Annotated in this window: 13 protein-coding genes; 7 read left to right on the top strand and 6 right to left on the bottom strand. The window is 44.4% G+C overall.

The window, feature by feature from the left end:
- The first annotated feature begins 175 nt into the window (after positions 1–175).
- Positions 176–1,321 carry an iron-containing alcohol dehydrogenase gene (locus tag AC0VYA_RS18565; RefSeq protein ID WP_475489256.1) on the top strand — a complete coding sequence of 382 codons (1,146 nt, stop codon included), beginning with the start codon at positions 176–178 and terminating at the stop codon, positions 1,319–1,321.
- Between the two features lie 190 nt (positions 1,322–1,511).
- Here AC0VYA_RS18565 and AC0VYA_RS18560 read toward each other — a convergent pair whose 3' ends face one another.
- Together AC0VYA_RS18560 and AC0VYA_RS18555 are read right to left on the bottom strand one after the other, a co-directional pair.
- Positions 1,512–2,345 (bottom strand): mechanosensitive ion channel family protein, encoded by an 834-nt coding sequence (locus AC0VYA_RS18560; RefSeq protein ID WP_011576395.1) that lies wholly within the window; start codon positions 2,343–2,345, stop codon positions 1,512–1,514.
- A 301-nt stretch (positions 2,346–2,646) separates the two neighbouring features.
- Positions 2,647–3,240: a TetR/AcrR family transcriptional regulator gene (locus AC0VYA_RS18555; protein WP_475489255.1), complete on the bottom strand. Its 594-nt coding sequence runs from the start codon at positions 3,238–3,240 to the stop codon at positions 2,647–2,649.
- 587 nt (positions 3,241–3,827) lie between these two features.
- Here AC0VYA_RS18555 and AC0VYA_RS18550 point away from each other — a divergent pair.
- The gene (locus AC0VYA_RS18550) at positions 3,828–4,730 is read left to right on the top strand and encodes a GGDEF domain-containing response regulator (RefSeq protein ID WP_011576393.1); all 903 of its coding nucleotides are present in this window, start codon (positions 3,828–3,830) and stop codon (positions 4,728–4,730) included.
- 67 nt (positions 4,731–4,797) lie between these two features.
- Here the strand turns inward: AC0VYA_RS18550 and AC0VYA_RS18545 are convergent, their stop codons facing one another.
- The 3 genes from AC0VYA_RS18545 to rimK form a co-directional block, all read right to left on the bottom strand.
- Complete coding sequence (locus AC0VYA_RS18545) at positions 4,798–5,340, bottom strand: acyloxyacyl hydrolase (RefSeq protein ID WP_011576392.1); 543 nt, start codon at positions 5,338–5,340, stop codon at positions 4,798–4,800.
- Positions 5,341–5,602: 262 nt separating this feature from the next.
- Positions 5,603–6,052, bottom strand: coding sequence for a putative ATP-dependent zinc protease (locus tag AC0VYA_RS18540; protein WP_473476132.1), 450 nt, complete (start codon positions 6,050–6,052; stop codon positions 5,603–5,605).
- A gap of 71 nt (positions 6,053–6,123) precedes the next feature.
- The gene (gene rimK / locus AC0VYA_RS18535) at positions 6,124–7,029 is read right to left on the bottom strand and encodes a 30S ribosomal protein S6--L-glutamate ligase (protein WP_011576390.1); all 906 of its coding nucleotides are present in this window, start codon (positions 7,027–7,029) and stop codon (positions 6,124–6,126) included.
- Positions 7,030–7,281: 252 nt separating this feature from the next.
- Between rimK and AC0VYA_RS18530 the strand changes: the two genes are divergently transcribed.
- The 5 genes from AC0VYA_RS18530 (at position 7,282) to AC0VYA_RS18510 (ending at position 14,263) form a co-directional block, all read left to right on the top strand.
- Positions 7,282–8,271: a zinc transporter ZntB gene (locus AC0VYA_RS18530; RefSeq protein ID WP_475489254.1), complete on the top strand. Its 990-nt coding sequence runs from the start codon at positions 7,282–7,284 to the stop codon at positions 8,269–8,271.
- A 192-nt stretch (positions 8,272–8,463) separates the two neighbouring features.
- Positions 8,464–9,591: a hypothetical protein gene (locus AC0VYA_RS18525; protein WP_475489253.1), complete on the top strand. Its 1,128-nt coding sequence runs from the start codon at positions 8,464–8,466 to the stop codon at positions 9,589–9,591.
- A 17-nt stretch (positions 9,592–9,608) separates the two neighbouring features.
- Complete coding sequence (ovoA, locus tag AC0VYA_RS18520; RefSeq protein WP_475489252.1) at positions 9,609–11,777, top strand: 5-histidylcysteine sulfoxide synthase; 2,169 nt, start codon at positions 9,609–9,611, stop codon at positions 11,775–11,777.
- Between the two features lie 180 nt (positions 11,778–11,957).
- Positions 11,958–13,145 carry an FAD-dependent monooxygenase gene (locus AC0VYA_RS18515; protein WP_475489251.1) on the top strand — a complete coding sequence of 396 codons (1,188 nt, stop codon included), beginning with the start codon at positions 11,958–11,960 and terminating at the stop codon, positions 13,143–13,145.
- 371 nt (positions 13,146–13,516) lie between these two features.
- Positions 13,517–14,263, top strand: a complete 747-nt coding sequence (locus tag AC0VYA_RS18510) for an SDR family NAD(P)-dependent oxidoreductase (protein WP_006991060.1) — start codon at positions 13,517–13,519, stop codon at positions 14,261–14,263.
- A 98-nt stretch (positions 14,264–14,361) separates the two neighbouring features.
- On the opposite strand, the gene AC0VYA_RS18505 is transcribed toward AC0VYA_RS18510, so the two are convergent.
- Entirely contained in the window at positions 14,362–15,099 is a 738-nt protein-coding gene (locus AC0VYA_RS18505; RefSeq protein ID WP_011576385.1) for a FadR/GntR family transcriptional regulator, read from the bottom strand.
- Positions 15,100–15,265: the final 166 nt, after the last annotated feature.

The raw sequence follows: 15,265 nt of genomic DNA, 5'->3' as shown, positions 1-15,265 counted from the left end.
AAACTCGTTAAGAGTTTAAATTATACCACTTGATAGTTTTAGGCAAGCTTTTGGCGTTATTTGCTCTTTTATACTGGATTTTCTGTCTATATTATACATTTACTGCCTGGTGAGAGAGCCACCGATATTGGCTGAGAACGTTAGCCAAATTAATCACAAAGATGAGGAAAATACGATGAAATTTAGTTATGTAAACCCAACAAAAATTCAATTCGGTCAAGGACAAATTGCGTCTTTGGGTGCACTTATCCCGAAAGCGCAAAAAGTGCTGGTGGTATATGGTGGCGGCTCAATTAAAAACAATGGCGTATACGATCAGGTTGTTTCAGCCCTTGAGGAGCACGATTGGCTAGAGTTTTCAGGGGTGGGTGCTAACCCGACAATTGAAGTGCTTGATAAAGCCGTTGCAATCGCTAAAGAACAGAACGTTGATTTCGTACTCGGCGTTGGTGGTGGCTCTGTTATTGATGGAGTTAAATATATCGCAGCGGCTGCAATTTATGACGGCGAAGGTTGGGATATTCTTCAAGGAAAGCATAAAGTCACCTCAGCGTTACCCTTAGGTGCAGTGCTGACTTTGCCTGCTACTGGGTCTGAGTCAAATTCAGGCTCCGTTGTCAGTAAAGCTGCCACCCAAGAGAAGCTTGCGTTTATGGCACCTGCAGTTCAACCAAAATTCGCGGTAATGGACCCAGACGTAATGAAGACGTTACCTCAGCGCCAGTTAGTTAATGGTTTAGTCGATGCATGGGTTCATACTTGTGAGCAATATCTGACCTTCAATGCGGGAGCGCTGGTACAAGATGGCTACGCTGAAGCATTGCTTAAAGCCTTGAAAACTCTGGGCGATAATTTTGATAAACAGGACGATGCATGGCGTGCCAACTTAATGTGGTCAGCTAATCAAGCATTGAACGGTTTAATTGGCTCTGGTGTCGCTCAAGATTGGGCTACACACATGATTGGTCATGAGTTGACCGCTTTGTACGGCGTAGATCACGCACGTTCATTGGCCATTGTTCAGCCATCATTATTGCGTAACCAATTGGGTGCGAAAAAAGCGAAATTAGAGCAAATGGGTAGAAATGTGTTTGGTCTGACTGAATCCGATGATCTAGCAGAACGCACCATTTCAGCTATCGAAGCCTTCTATCACAGCTTGGACGTGGCTACTCAACTGACCGAGCACAATGGTGACAAAGCACAGGCAGTAGATGCTGTTGTGTCACAACTTGAAGCTCACGGTATGAAAGCGTTAGGCGAAAACCAAGCAATTACGCTGACTGAAAGTCGCGCAATACTGGAACAAGCGGTTGCCTAATTTGCGGTGAGTAACATTACTTTCAATGTTACCTTCAAAATAGTTTTGTGTGTTGTCGCTACGCCTTCTTTCTAGGGCGTTAGCGGCCTTTTTATTTAGCAAAACAAAAAGGGTTACACAAATGTGTAACCCTTTTTTATGTGCTGTTTTTGTTCAGCATCCAGTCTAACTTTTTGGCTAATAATACCTGTTAACTGTTTTCTTGAATGATATGCACATCTCGCTGAGGGAATGGAATGGTTAAGCCTACTTCTTCTACAGCAGATTTAAGCATCGGGCGTATATCAAAAAACAGTGACCAGTAGTCATCCGTTTTAACGAATGCACGCACTAAGAAGTCAACCGAACTCGATCCTAAGTCGACCACAGCGACCACATTGCCTTCTTCTTTGAGAACGCGGGGGTCGTTCATGATGGCTTGTTCCATCGCTTCTTTACCTTTGGCGATATCGTCTGAATATGAGATACCGATAGATATTTCCACTGCTCTTATGCTGCTAGCGGTGTAATTAGTAATATTGCCATTGGCTAAAGGCCCATTTGGTACAATGATGATGCGCTTATCAAACGTTTCAAATGTGGTAACAAAAATACCGATATCTAAAATAACCCCTTCAACGTCCTGCGCACCAACATAATCTGCTACTTTGAAAGGACGGAAGATGAGGATCATCACGCCGCCTGCGAAGTTAGATAAACTGCCTTGCAGAGCGAAGCCGACTGCCAAACCTGCGGCACCCAATATCGCCACAAATGAAGTGGTTTCGATACCCACCATTGATGCCACACTAATGACAAGAAGTACTTTGAGAACGACCTCAAATATATTAGTCAAAAATTGGGCGAGAGTTTCATCAGGTAGCCCTTTAACTGCGTGGCGCCTAACGGCATTACTGACTTTACCTATTACCCACAGGCCAACCACTAAAACAACGATGGCTAATATAAGTTGGCCGCCGTACTCGGTGCCAAGCGTGATCGCTTTATCGTAGAAAGTTTGCAACTGATTTTCGAATGAGTCCATGGAACATCCCTTTTATCTATTTCGAGCGAACGACGACTTGTGTTCGCTTTGTGTTTTGCAGTGCACCTTGCGCGCTACAGTGTTTGCCATTAGCAATAATTACTATTTTGGCCAAGGTAAAACTTTACGAAGGATGGGCCGTAAGTGCTATTAGACAATAGTGGACTGTTGCAGTGTAAATGAGGGTGAAAGTGACGTTAAAGCACAAAAAATAGAGACAAAATGAAAGAATATAGCGTTAAACGAACGCAAAGCCCTGCACTGAGCTGGAGTCACTCAGTGCCTAAGGCAAAATACAATGTCAGTGTATAGGATGGGTGAGCTGCTGAAAAAGCTGCTCAATTTGCTGCTCCACAACTTGAGTGTCTCTTGTCGCTTTGAGATAAGAACGCCAACCGATAATGCTTATCTGCAGAGTTCTGGCCGTTGCGACGACATCGGTGTTAGCTGGTAATTGACCTTGCTCTTTTGCTTTAGTAAACACGTCTGCAAACTTGGCCTCGACTTGATTGAGTAAAGTGCGTACCAAACTCAATATTTCACGATGGCTTTCATCGAGCTCTGCCAGCGTTTTAGCCAGCATGCACATTTCGCTCGGTCTAGTGCTATTTGGGCATAACACCAGGTCGTGGATCAGTTGCTGGAACGCTTGTAGAGCGTTCGCATTGTTCATCACTTGCGTGTTCACTTGTTCTGTCAGTGCTTGTGCGTAATGATTGAGTACGCTAGCGAATAAATCGGCTTTGCTGCCAAATGCGGCATAAATACTGCCGGGTCGCATATCAAGCGCACTTTGCAATTCACGGGTCGAGGTGCCTACATAGCCCCTCTCCCAGAATAACTGAGTGGCTTTTTCAAGCACGTCTGTCCTATTGAATTTTGAAACATTAGCCATGCTTACCTCTCGTTCGGATAATCTCTTTTCGACCCGCTGACAAACTTGATGGATAGCGCATATGGATTTTCAGCGAAATAAAATAGCTGATTAAGTATTGCCTGAGCCGCACAAGGATTGTACTTTATCTTTTGAACGAATGTTCAAGTAATAAAAGGTTACTCGTGGGTCTCGTTTATGTCAAATCGACGCGTGAAGAACCCACTACAATATTTGCTGCCCATTAGATGGATTTCAATATCAACAGCCCAAGCTGTGAGTCTTAATCTTCAGATTTAAACTAAAGGCCAAGAGGGGCGTTTTTCACTATTGTTTTCCGTAGTGTAATGTTACGCCACCACACCTATAAGGTGGCCAATTTTACTGCTAAATGCCGTCAACATGTGCGATTACACTTTTAATCATGCTTACTTGGGTTAATGGTTATAAATACTTTAATGTCAATGTAACTTTAGTATATAGTTACGCCGCAAATACGCAATAAAATCAATTAGTAATGCTTGCAATCGCATAGTGCAGTCGGTTTACTATAATCATGTAAACAACTAAATCTATTTCTTCATACGTCTATCTTCACAGTGAGTCAAATGCTTAAAAACGCTGAAAAAGCGCGAATATTAATAGTCGATGATGAACCGATCAATATTCATGTTTTATCGAACACATTAACGGATACATACAACGTCTTTGCGGTCACCTCTGGGCGAGAAGCGATCGCGTTTTGCATGACGCACGCCCCCGATTTGGTGTTAATGGATATGGATATGCCTGACATCAACGGCGTAGAAGCCTGTAAAACGTTAAAAGAAAAAAGTGAAACACATGATATCCCTATCGTATTTGTGACAGGGCACGGTGATTCAGATGCGGAAGACAAATGTTGGGAAGCAGGCGGCGTTGATTTTTTAACCAAGCCGGTAAACGCTAATACCTTAAATCATCGTATTAAGTCGCACCTCGCGTTAAAAGAGTTAACGGATGAGCTGCGTCGTATGGCCTACCAAGATGGATTAACCCAAGTCAGTAATCGGCGTTATTTCGATGAGTACCTGTTGCGCCAACAAAAGTTGAGCCAACGCAGTGGAAGTTTTTTCGCTCTGTTGATGTTCGATATCGACTTTTTCAAGTATTACAATGATCACTATGGCCATTTAGCCGGTGATGACTGTTTGCGCTTGGTGGCCAAGGTATTAAAGCAGTCTGTAGAGCGCCCAGGGGACTTCGTTGCTCGGTTCGGTGGGGAGGAATTCGCAGTTGTACTGCCTGAAACCGGCATAGCAGGTGCAATTCTGGTGGCTACAAAGCTGCTAACGAGTGTGCGTGAGCTGGGAATTAAACACAAAGGTTCACCCTTTGGTGTGGTCACAGGAAGTATCGGTATAGCAGCTAGTGACGGTGGCAAAAAGACCCTGCAAGAATTAATTGATACGGCGGATCGGCGTTTGTATCTCGCTAAAACCAACGGACGGGATCAATTCGCTTCTCAATAAGGTCGGTTTACATCACCTTGGCGTATCTATTATTTCCATCTGATGAGTTAACATTGTTGTTTGCTCATCAGAATGATTTTGCGTATGCGATGTTCAAAAAGTCCATTCCAGGATTCTTACTCCCTAGACCGCCGTTAGAATAATGCATATATCGTAGCGCCAAGGACGAAGTGTTATTCTGTCCAAATTCGACTTTTACCCCCAATCTATCTTCGAATTGGTAGTGAGAGCCAATGTCTTTTCCGGCAAATTTTCTATCTTTCACTAGACTCACGCCGATACCTGCTTCCCACTTTACTGGGTATTGGTCCCACAACGTAGTAAATTGCTTCGATATTACCGGTGACAGAGATATCGCGTAATTTGTTTGGTGGCTATTTTGCTCTCCGTACTCCCAGAAATTGGCGCTGACTTCCCAATATAAATCCACCTTACCCAGCCAAGGTATTTCGGCCACCTGATGCGTGAAAGGTCGGTATGCCAAACGGATCCCCTGCGTGCTCCCTTCACCATTTAGAAAGTCAATGGCGTACCCTTGCTCTCTAGCGTGAACAGTTCCTGAGAGTATGACCAAGAAAAGTGATAACCCAAAAATATACGACTTGCGCATGATACTCCAACAACAATGGTTAATGATTTGCTGTCTCGGGAGCAGAATAAATGCCATCTCAAATGCTAGTTTAAATAGAATTTAAAAATCAATAAGTTAGTTCATATTCTGGGTAATGTAGCAAGGTAGGGGATAACGCTATTTTGCAAAATTTCAAATCGAAGAAAGTAAATTTTTCTTATGGTTGGCGTTACTTTCATACAAAATAGCGCCAACTAATGAACATAAACGCTGTTTCGTCTATGTCGATAAATACACTGATTTAATTCACTGAACCCGCGCTAAGTTCATATTCAAGTGAAGGATCAACGAGGAACTTTCCGGCCATTGCTTCGCGCCCGAGCAACATCAAATAGGTCATTTCAGAGCGATCTGTGAGGGTCAATTGAATGTCCCATGTTAAATCGGCCATTTGGATTTCAGTTTTAATGGTATAGCGTTTTTCAAGGGTGGCGGTTGAGCTTTTGACTCGCTTGATGGCTTCTACTTTTGCTTCGCGGCGAACAATGTCAGCCACATTGTGGATATTCGGATGAATGTCGAAGCTGACCCAAGTATTACCACCACGTTCAAACTCTTCAATATTGTCTACGTGCAGAGATGAGGTCGTAGCGCCTGTATCAACCCTAACGTTTAACGACTGGATCGTCAGTTCTGGTAAGTCACACAACTCAAGGGTGCCGACTATGGGTTTATTTAAATATCTATGCATCGTTGTATCTCTTAAAAGATGGGCGCACTGGCAGGCTTTAAACAAAGCGCGCCTACGGTGGACCGTGACGTCTAGCCTTTGCCTCGGGTCTTGGTATTATTTGGCTTGGCATTTTTTACAATAAATTCGATGATCATGCTAGCAACATCTTTGCCTGTCGCCGTTTCAATTCCTTCGAGGCCTGGGGATGAATTCACTTCCATCACGACCGGTCCATTGTTTGAACGAAGAATATCCACACCGCACATGTTAAGACCCATGGTTTTTGCTGCATCAATAGCCGTTTTACGTTCTTGTGGCGAGAGGCGTACTAAGCTGGCTGAGCCCCCTCGGTGTAAATTTGAACGAAATTCCCCTGCCGCAGCTTGGCGCTTCATTGCAGCAACAACTTTACCGCCTACGACTAAGCAGCGAATATCCGCTCCGCCGGCCTCTTTGATATATTCCTGCACTAATATATTTGCGTTCAAGCCCATGAACGCTTCAATGATAGATTCTGCGGCTTTCTGCGTATCGGCTAGCACTACGCCTATGCCTTGAGTGCCTTCTAATAATTTAATAACAACTGGGGCGCCTCCTACGTTTTTTATCAAATCATCGATACGGTCAGGCTGACGAGCGAAGCCTGTACGTGGCATTCCAATACCTTTGCGCGACAATAGCTGCATCGAGCGCAATTTGTCGCGAGAACGGCTAATGGCCACAGACTCGTTAATACTAAAAGTACCCATCATTTCAAATTGACGAACCACGGCTGTTCCATAAAACGTCACAGATGCACCAATGCGCGGAATTATGGCGTCGTAATAGGGCAGTGCTTCCCCTTTAAAGCGAACGGCCGGGCGATTGCTGCTGATGTCCATGTAGCAATGAAGGGTGTCAATAACATCGACTTCATGGCCCAAGCTCTCACCTGCTTCTTTGAGGCGTTTGGTGGAATATAGATTTTGGTTACGCGATAAAATAGCTATTTTCATGTGGATCTCTTGAAAATCAATGAATGTATACTGAGCCTAAACCCTGAGGGTGAATGAAACAAACCCACGATTAATGGAGCTTATTGACAGGATTTGAAGTCACTGTTACTAGTCGTTTGTGAAGTGACGACCGAATCTGTCTAGTGTACACCTTTTAAGATTTTTTAAACCTTGAGACGGTAAAAAACAAGTTTGCATACACAAAAAGGTGCTTTATATTCGCCACACTTATCGTCCGGTGGGAGCGACACCATGCAGCATCAGCAAGAACAGAACTCAAATCAACGCGATAGCTTTTTATGGGCGTATTATTTTACGGACGGCTCGGCCAGCCCTGTCGATTTAGCAGGACTGAAAGCGACACAGAATAAACCGGGCTTTTTTTGGGTGCATTTGCAGTCGGACTCGATTGACGCAGAGCAAACAATGTATGACCTAGGGTTATCGAAAAACGTTGCTGACTCCCTGATTGCCCTAGAGACGCGGCCTAAAACGTTAAGTATGGATAGTGGTTTAGTTGTTTACTTACGCGGTATTAATACTAACCCTGATGCTGATCCAGAAGACATGGTGTCGTTGCGCTTGTGGCTAACCGAAAAAGGCATTGTCTCAGCCAGGCGTAAAGATAGAAAATTATATTCAGTACAAGACGTTAAAAATGATATTGACCAAGGTACTAAAATAACCAGTGCTGGTGATTTGCTGCTAGAAGTGATTGAGCGAGTGGTCGTCCATATAAGCGAAATGGTTGATATTTTAGATGAAGAGCTAGTCGATTTTGAAACATCAGAATCTATGGACAGCAAAGCGCGTCAACGTTTGTCCACTGTGCGTCGACAAGCCGCCTCAATACGCCGTTACTTGGCACCGCAACGCGACGCTCTGGATACATTGTACCGCAGCAACCAGTTTTTAACCTCCGAGCAAGCATTTACGTTAAGAGAGCTAAGCGACAGAGCCACGCGCTATGTAGAAGATTTAGATCTCGCCCGTGAACGTGCAATCGTATTGCAAGACGAAGTACGCAACCGAATTGCCGATCGCCAAGGCATGGTGATGTACGTTTTGTCGCTAGTTACGGCGATTTTCTTGCCTCTGTCATTTCTGACCGGCGTTTTTGGCATGAACGTGGGCGGATTACCCGGTATTGATAACCCGCATGCGTTCAATGTTTTAACCTTCTCTATGTTGGGGCTTGTTGCCTTATTAGGCGGCTTTATGGTGTGGAAAAAGTGGTTCTGATGGTTGTTTATTTATTCACACCGCCAGCAATACAAATATCATCGTACACACTAGAAACAATCCGCCAAAGCCAGGGCCGGATAATAAAATGCAATTAACGACAAACTTTTTCGGTCCTTAACCGTAATGACCAGTCATAGTTTTCATCATTACCGTTGTGAAAAGGGTATTAGCTAAAGTGAAAGGGCCGCGGTGCAAAAGGTAGCAGTATCATCTCAGAGTCAGCAAGTCAGCCAGCAAGTGCTTCGTCAATTGTTGCAATGCTTTGCCGACTTAGGGCTAACGCCTTTGGTGCATGTGGAGCTAGAAGGGGTCTATGAAACCGCGTCAGCGAAGCATTCTTTAGACTTTGCGAGAGTAAACCAGTCATTACTGGATTTGGGCATCAACGGTGCCTTGAAAACAGAATTTTGGCATCAGCAATGGGAATACGTTTCCTTGTTTAACGGTCAATCTCCCCTCAAAGAGGCGCAAGATTTAGACAGTGCAATGCAATTGCTACCGACTATTATGCGGCGCTTTGGCGCCAGCAATGTCTTGCTAAAGCCCGTCGCTTGGGCAGCTGACAAAGGGCGATATGTACCAGGTTCTGGCGCAATATTTTCAACGGACACTCGCTCTGTTCATATTCCTAATGCAATTCAAATGAATGTAAGTGTGGCCGATAACACAGGCAGTAACCTGATACCGCATTCAAATTTAGGTGAGTGGATACAACACCATCTGCTGACCAATAGTTTTCACTGCTGTTTGTTATTTTTACCCGAAGAGGACGCCTTCAAACGCCTCTCCCTGCGCAGCGACTACGGCCTTGATGCTGAATTGAGTTCTCCGTTTATGTTGTCTGGCGGTCATCAGGGAAGTATCGCCTTGTATAAAAAGGTGGGCAAGCACAACCAACCTATGGGGCAAGAGCCGTTATTCTACGGAGCCAATAATCAGGTACTGAGTTATAGCCATAACTGGCAAAAGACGGCGCGAGTAGAGCATCGAGTTGGGGCGACGAGCTCTGCTTATGATCCCTATCTGAATATGATCTTTATCCTATTAAATGTATTACAAGCCATTCAGAGTTGGCAGCGTAAAGATGAATTACCCCCGGCCTTTTCTAGCCGAGCATTTCCACCTTCCTTGCATGATAGTCAAAAGAGCGATGGGTCGGTGGTATCAGGAGCATTGGCGCTATTTTCTCAGCAGAGCTGGTTTGCTCAGCAAGTGGATTATTATTGCCAACAGGCCTTTTATGGGCAATTTGAATCAGTAGGCACCTGGCTACAAACACAATTTTTGCGACGTTATTCGCCAAAATTGATCACATAATTAAAGAAGTTAATCATATGCATGCACAACGACTAAACACAATCGCTGAACCAGAAGTAGAGCAACTGCCTAGGCTGAACAAACCTCCCTTGCTCAGTGGAACCGATGTTGCTGTTAAGCGCAGTGAATTGAAACGTTATTTCCTACAAAATTGGGCACTGTATGAGTCTCTGTTTGACTTGATTAATGACGACTCGGCATTCTATTTAAGGCCTGAGTCTCTGCGCCATCCACTTATATTTTATTTTGGTCACACAGCGGTTTTTTACGTTAACAAACTAATGTTGGGGAATTTTATCGACGAGCGAGTCGACACGCATATAGAGTCTACGTGTGCGGTGGGTGTGGATGAAATGTCGTGGGACGATTTATCCCCTGATAATTACCAGTGGCCGACAGTCAGCGCTGTACGCGACTACCGACATAAAGTAAGAGCCATGGTCAGTCAGTTTATCGACGACATGCCGCTGACATTGCCAATCACCCAGAACTCACCAGCATGGATTATTCTGATGGGGTGTGAGCATGAAGGTATTCACATTGAAACCTCTTCGGTCATTTTGCGTATGCTCGACACAAAATACCTGACTGATAATGGTCAATGGCCGGCTTGCCCTGATTTCGAATTTGTTGAACCGCAAAACCAAAAAAATCGGTTGATAAGTGTTCCACCTCAAGACATTCGATTAGGTAAACCTAGCAGCAATGACACCTATGGCTGGGATAACGAATATGGAATTTCAGATGTTTCAGTGGATACATTTCAGGCAAGCCAAACCTTAGTGTCTAATCAAGAATTTTTGCAATTTGTTGATGCCGGTGGTTATCAAACACCTGAATTATGGACCGAAGAGGGCAGGGCTTGGTTGAATTATACCCAAGCGACTATGCCACGTTTTTGGTTGTTTCGTGAGGGGACTTATTACCAGCGTAATCTTATCCACGAGGTCCCGTTGCCAGCTAGCTGGCCGGTTGAAGTCAATTACCTCGAAGCCAAAGCGTTTTGTAATTGGAGAACACAATCGTCACAAGGCTTCGTGCGCCTGCCAACCGAAGCCGAGTGGCAAGTACTAAGAGATACCGTAGAGGGCGATTTACCCTATTGGGACACTGCGCCAGGTAATATCAATCTTGAGCATTTCGCGTCCTCATGTCCTGTGGATTTGTACCCTCAAGGCGGTTTTTTTGATGTGATAGGGAACGTATGGCAATGGACCGAAAGCCCGATAGACGGTTTTGAAGGCTTTGCGGTGCACCCTCTTTACGATGACTTTTCGACTCCAACATTTGACGGTCAGCATAATCTAATTAAAGGCGGCTCTTGGATTTCTACCGGCAATGAGGCGACAAGAGATTCGCGCTATGCCTTTCGAAGGCACTTCTTCCAGCATGCTGGGTTTAGGTACGTTGAGTCAAACAAGGACGATATTCCCATTACCGCGGTCAATCCCTACGAAAGCCAAATTGATATCAGTCGAATGCTGCATCATCAATATGGCGTTAACAGTGGTAACGAAGAGCACGATATTCAGCAGGTGCTATCTCACTGCCAAACGTTGTTAAGCAGCGCAACATGCAACAATATTAAAGCGTTAGATATTGGCTGTGGCACTGGGCGCTTAAGTTTCGAGTTGAGTCATATATTCAAACAGGTGGATGGCATAGATTTTACCGCGCGCCATATTCAGCATGCTTTGCAACTGAAAAAGCGTGGTCAGCTACGTTATGCATTACCTAGTGAGGGGGAGCTGCGGCAATTTGTAGAAGTCGGTTTGCAAGACGTCAATCTGAACGCGTGCTATGACAACCTGCACTTTACTCAAGGAGATGGGCATAACTTGAAGGCGCACTTTGATGGCTACGATCTGATTGTTGCTCATCGCGTGCTTGATGTACTTTACGATCCGCAACTATTCATTAATCAAATGTTAGACCGCCTGAATCAAGGTGGGATATTACTGCTCTCTAGCGCGTATCAGTGGTCAGAAACGCTGACCCCTAAGCAGAAATGGCTAGGTGGCTTCAAAGCTAACGGTGAAAATCAAACCAGCGAGACACATTTAAAGCAGATATTAGCAGTGCACTGTGAATTGCTTAAGGAATCTGACGTTATGAGTGATGTTCAGTTAGATAATAGAAGTAGCCAGCGACAGCGAAATCATTTAACGATTTGGAAAAAATACTAAGCGCGTTCTAAAGCATCAAGGTGTAACGCATTAAAACGCGGTATTGTAAGGCGTTTTATGCTCTTAATGCTGATAAACTTTGCACACAGGTTAAGCACCGCGAAGCTACCCGTGAAACTATTCGCGAATTTACAGTGCGATGGGCGAATTTATGGTGCGATAAAATGGTGAACATGCTTTATGCCTAAAAAAGTGATTATCGCTGGTGGCGGTATTGGCGGTTTAAGCGCAGCACTTGCGCTAAACCTCCAAGGTTTTGACGTACATGTTTTTGAGCAAAGTGATGCATTAAAAGAAGTTGGGGCGGGTATACAGCTAAGCCCTAATGCCATGCACGCGCTAACGGCGTTAGGTCTGCAGGATCAGATCATAGCACTCGGTTTTTTGCCGCAAAATGCCACGATGCGTCATTATCAAACCGCAAAAACGTATTTACAGATGCCATTAGGCGCTGCGATTGAGCAAAAATATGGTGCCCCCTATGTCCATATTCATCGCGCTGACCTACACAAAATCCTTTACCAAAGCGCTTTAGAGCGCGGCGTAAAAATAATATTAAATGCACGCGTAATATCTTATCAGCATGTTGATACAAGCAATGCACAGCGAGTAAACGTTGAATTGGCCGATGGGGGTGAATTGCACTGCGATGTATTAATTGGTGCTGATGGTATTCGCTCGTCAATAAAAAAGTGCATGTTGCCCCAATCCGAAATCCAATTTACTGGGCAAGTGGCATGGCGGGGGACTATAAAAACTAAGAACGTACCCAAGACACTAGTGAAGCCTGAGGCAAACTTATGGGTTGGCCCAGGAGCGCACGTGGTGAGTTACTATGTGCGAGGTGGCGATGAAATTAACGTTATTGCCGTGCAAGAGCGTGAACAGTGGAACGATGAACGCTGGAACGTTGATGGCGATATTACAGTCTTGCGCGCTTTGTTTTCGAATTGGCATCCTGATGTGCAGCAACTTCTGAGTAAAATGGATGACTGCTTCTTATGGGGCTTATTCGGCAGCGCACCATTAGAAACCTGGGTAGACGGCCAGGTTGCCCTTTTAGGCGATGCTTGTCATCCCATGTTGCCATTTGTGGCACAAGGTGCTGCGATGGCGATTGAAGATGGGGCGTGTTTAGCTAAAGCGCTATTAAGTGAACCTCGAGTAAATCATGCTCTTTTGAATTACCAATCTCAGCGCATCGCTCGAGTGACTAAAATACAAACTATGGCCGCTAACAATGCGGCTTTATATCATATGCATGGCGTGAGTAATAAAGTGAAACTACAGGCTTTGAAGCTCTTAAACATGATTTCTGCAGACCTTGCTTCGCTCCCTATGTCATTTATTTATCGCTATAACCAATAGCGTTAATCTAATAAACGATAAAGCTAATTGGTCAAGCTAGTTTGCGGGGCAGTGTCTCAAGCATACGCCGATTTTTCTTCCTTCGCTTATGACCGAAGAACGTATTCATACTCACTAACCGCCACATTTATTGGCACTACACTGAGCAGTGAGAAAATAGCGACGAATAAACTTTTTTAACAAAAAAGCTAAAAAAACAACAATTGGTAAAGCCAAAGTCAATTAATTGGTTGACAATGAGTGCGGTAATTAGTTAGTTTAGCTTTGTAGACTTGGATTGGTAATGTACTTAGGCGGGCTGTGCGGTGCTCCTTGGGGAACTGATTGAAAGTTTATGTATATACTAATTTGAAAACCCAGTGGAGAATATTATGACAATGAAAGGCAAAGTAGCCATAGTGGCAGGTGGTGGGCGTGATATTGGCCGCGCTTGTGCATTAGAATTGGCCGGCCGTGGTGCAGATGTGGTGATTACTTATCTTGCCAGCGAAGCTACCGCACAGAGTGCAGTTGAAGAAATAGAAAAACTTGGTGTTCGTGCTGTCGCAATCAAAGCTGACTTGACACAACAGCAAGATGTTGATGCATGTGTGCAAAGCACTGTTGATAAATTTGGCAAAGTCGATTGCCTAGTGCATGTTTCAGGTGGATTGGTTGAGCGTGTTAAAGTAGCAGACATGAGTCTTAGCCACTTCCATAAAGTGATGGACTTAAACCTAACGTCACTTTTCATGATGACTCACGCATGTATACCTCACATGCCTAAAGGCAGCAGCATAGTGACATTAGCATCTCAAGCTGGTCGTGATGGCGGCGGTGGTGGTGCAGCCATTTATGCTACTTCTAAAGGCGCGGTAATGACATTTACACGTGGTCTAGCAAAAGAGCTTGGTCCTGACATTCGTGTTAACGGCGTTTGCCCAGGCATGATCAGCACAGGCTTCCACGATACTTTCACCCCTGACGCAGTGCGTGAGAAAGTTGCTGGCTCTACAGCGTTGCAACGTGAAGGTAACTCTGAAGAAGTGGCTAAATTGGTTGCCTTCTTGGCATCTGACGAAGCATCTTATATGACAGGTACTAACGTTGATATCAACGGTGGTATGTTGTTCTCATAATCGACTTATCGTTTATGTAAAAAAAGCCAACGTATGTTGGCTTTTTTATTGGCTGGAATTCATCACAATGAACGAGGGCTCTTAAAGCTAACGTGCGCCTATGCTTGTTTAATGACGTGCGACAGTGAATATAAGCCTCTGGTCTCAATCGTTTGACGGCGCACTTCTTCTAACGCTTGCGCTTCTTTAGCTTCGAATAATGCGTTTATCAATCGATTAAAATGCTGATGCATAGCAGCGCGAGCGGCTTGGTTATCACGCTTCTTAAGAGCTTGATATATGACCGTATGCTCGTGTAATCGTTTTGAACTACTTTGGCTACAAACACCTTTATAAGCTGCCTTGACCTCGGCATTGGTATCACGTACTTGCCACAAGTTCTCAACGGCAAGCAATATGGCATTATTACGTGTCGCACGTGAAATAATCATATGAAAATCACGATCAGCGTGTTCTGGGTTTTCTTCTTTTTCCATTGCGTCGAGTGTGCTTTTCAAATCACGTAATTCATCATCAGTGATGGTTGTAGCTGCAAGTGCTGCAGCTTCGCCCTCAACTAAAGCACGGGCTTGAGTGAGCTCAAAGGCACTAATGTTATTCAACGGCTTTGGAGCATGTTTGCTGGCCAACACGTAAACACCAGAGCCTGTTTTTACTTCAACTCGTTCCCTTACTTCCAAAGCAATAATCGCTTCACGAATGGTAGGACGGCTGACGTCGAAGGTTTCTGCTAACTCGCGTTCTGGGGGTAAGCGGCTTCCTGGCTGGTATAAACCGGACTCAATAAGCTGTTCTATTTTTTCGACTATATTCCAGAATAATCGACGACTCTTCATTTTAGACATCCCGCTCTGTTTCTTATCTATCTACTACTTGCTGGCATTCTACCACAATTGCAGATTATGCAAGCGCTTTAGAAATAGGTATAGCATATTTTAACAACTATGTAGCAAATACTTAACTATCATTATTACCAATGATGGTTTTATTGGTAATAACATA

Source organism: Paraglaciecola sp. QJM3NY_14, from assembly GCF_056173245.1.
The sequence above is the reverse complement of the archived record's forward strand: the minus strand, read 5'-3'. Positions and strand labels throughout refer to the sequence as shown.

Coding starts and splice junctions, on each gene's coding strand:
- AC0VYA_RS18510 (WP_006991060.1), top strand. CDS start 13,517: ATGACAATGAAAGGCAAAGTAGCCATAGTGGCAGGTGGTGGGCGTGAT.
- AC0VYA_RS18560 (WP_011576395.1), bottom strand. CDS start 2,345: ATGGACTCATTCGAAAATCAGTTGCAAACTTTCTACGATAAAGCGATC.
- ovoA (WP_475489252.1), top strand. CDS start 9,609: ATGCATGCACAACGACTAAACACAATCGCTGAACCAGAAGTAGAGCAA.
- AC0VYA_RS18545 (WP_011576392.1), bottom strand. CDS start 5,340: ATGCGCAAGTCGTATATTTTTGGGTTATCACTTTTCTTGGTCATACTC.
- AC0VYA_RS18540 (WP_473476132.1), bottom strand. CDS start 6,052: ATGCATAGATATTTAAATAAACCCATAGTCGGCACCCTTGAGTTGTGT.
- AC0VYA_RS18550 (WP_011576393.1), top strand. CDS start 3,828: ATGCTTAAAAACGCTGAAAAAGCGCGAATATTAATAGTCGATGATGAA.
- AC0VYA_RS18515 (WP_475489251.1), top strand. CDS start 11,958: ATGCCTAAAAAAGTGATTATCGCTGGTGGCGGTATTGGCGGTTTAAGC.
- AC0VYA_RS18565 (WP_475489256.1), top strand. CDS start 176: ATGAAATTTAGTTATGTAAACCCAACAAAAATTCAATTCGGTCAAGGA.
- rimK (WP_011576390.1), bottom strand. CDS start 7,029: ATGAAAATAGCTATTTTATCGCGTAACCAAAATCTATATTCCACCAAA.
- AC0VYA_RS18555 (WP_475489255.1), bottom strand. CDS start 3,240: ATGGCTAATGTTTCAAAATTCAATAGGACAGACGTGCTTGAAAAAGCC.
- AC0VYA_RS18505 (WP_011576385.1), bottom strand. CDS start 15,099: ATGAAGAGTCGTCGATTATTCTGGAATATAGTCGAAAAAATAGAACAG.
- AC0VYA_RS18530 (WP_475489254.1), top strand. CDS start 7,282: ATGCAGCATCAGCAAGAACAGAACTCAAATCAACGCGATAGCTTTTTA.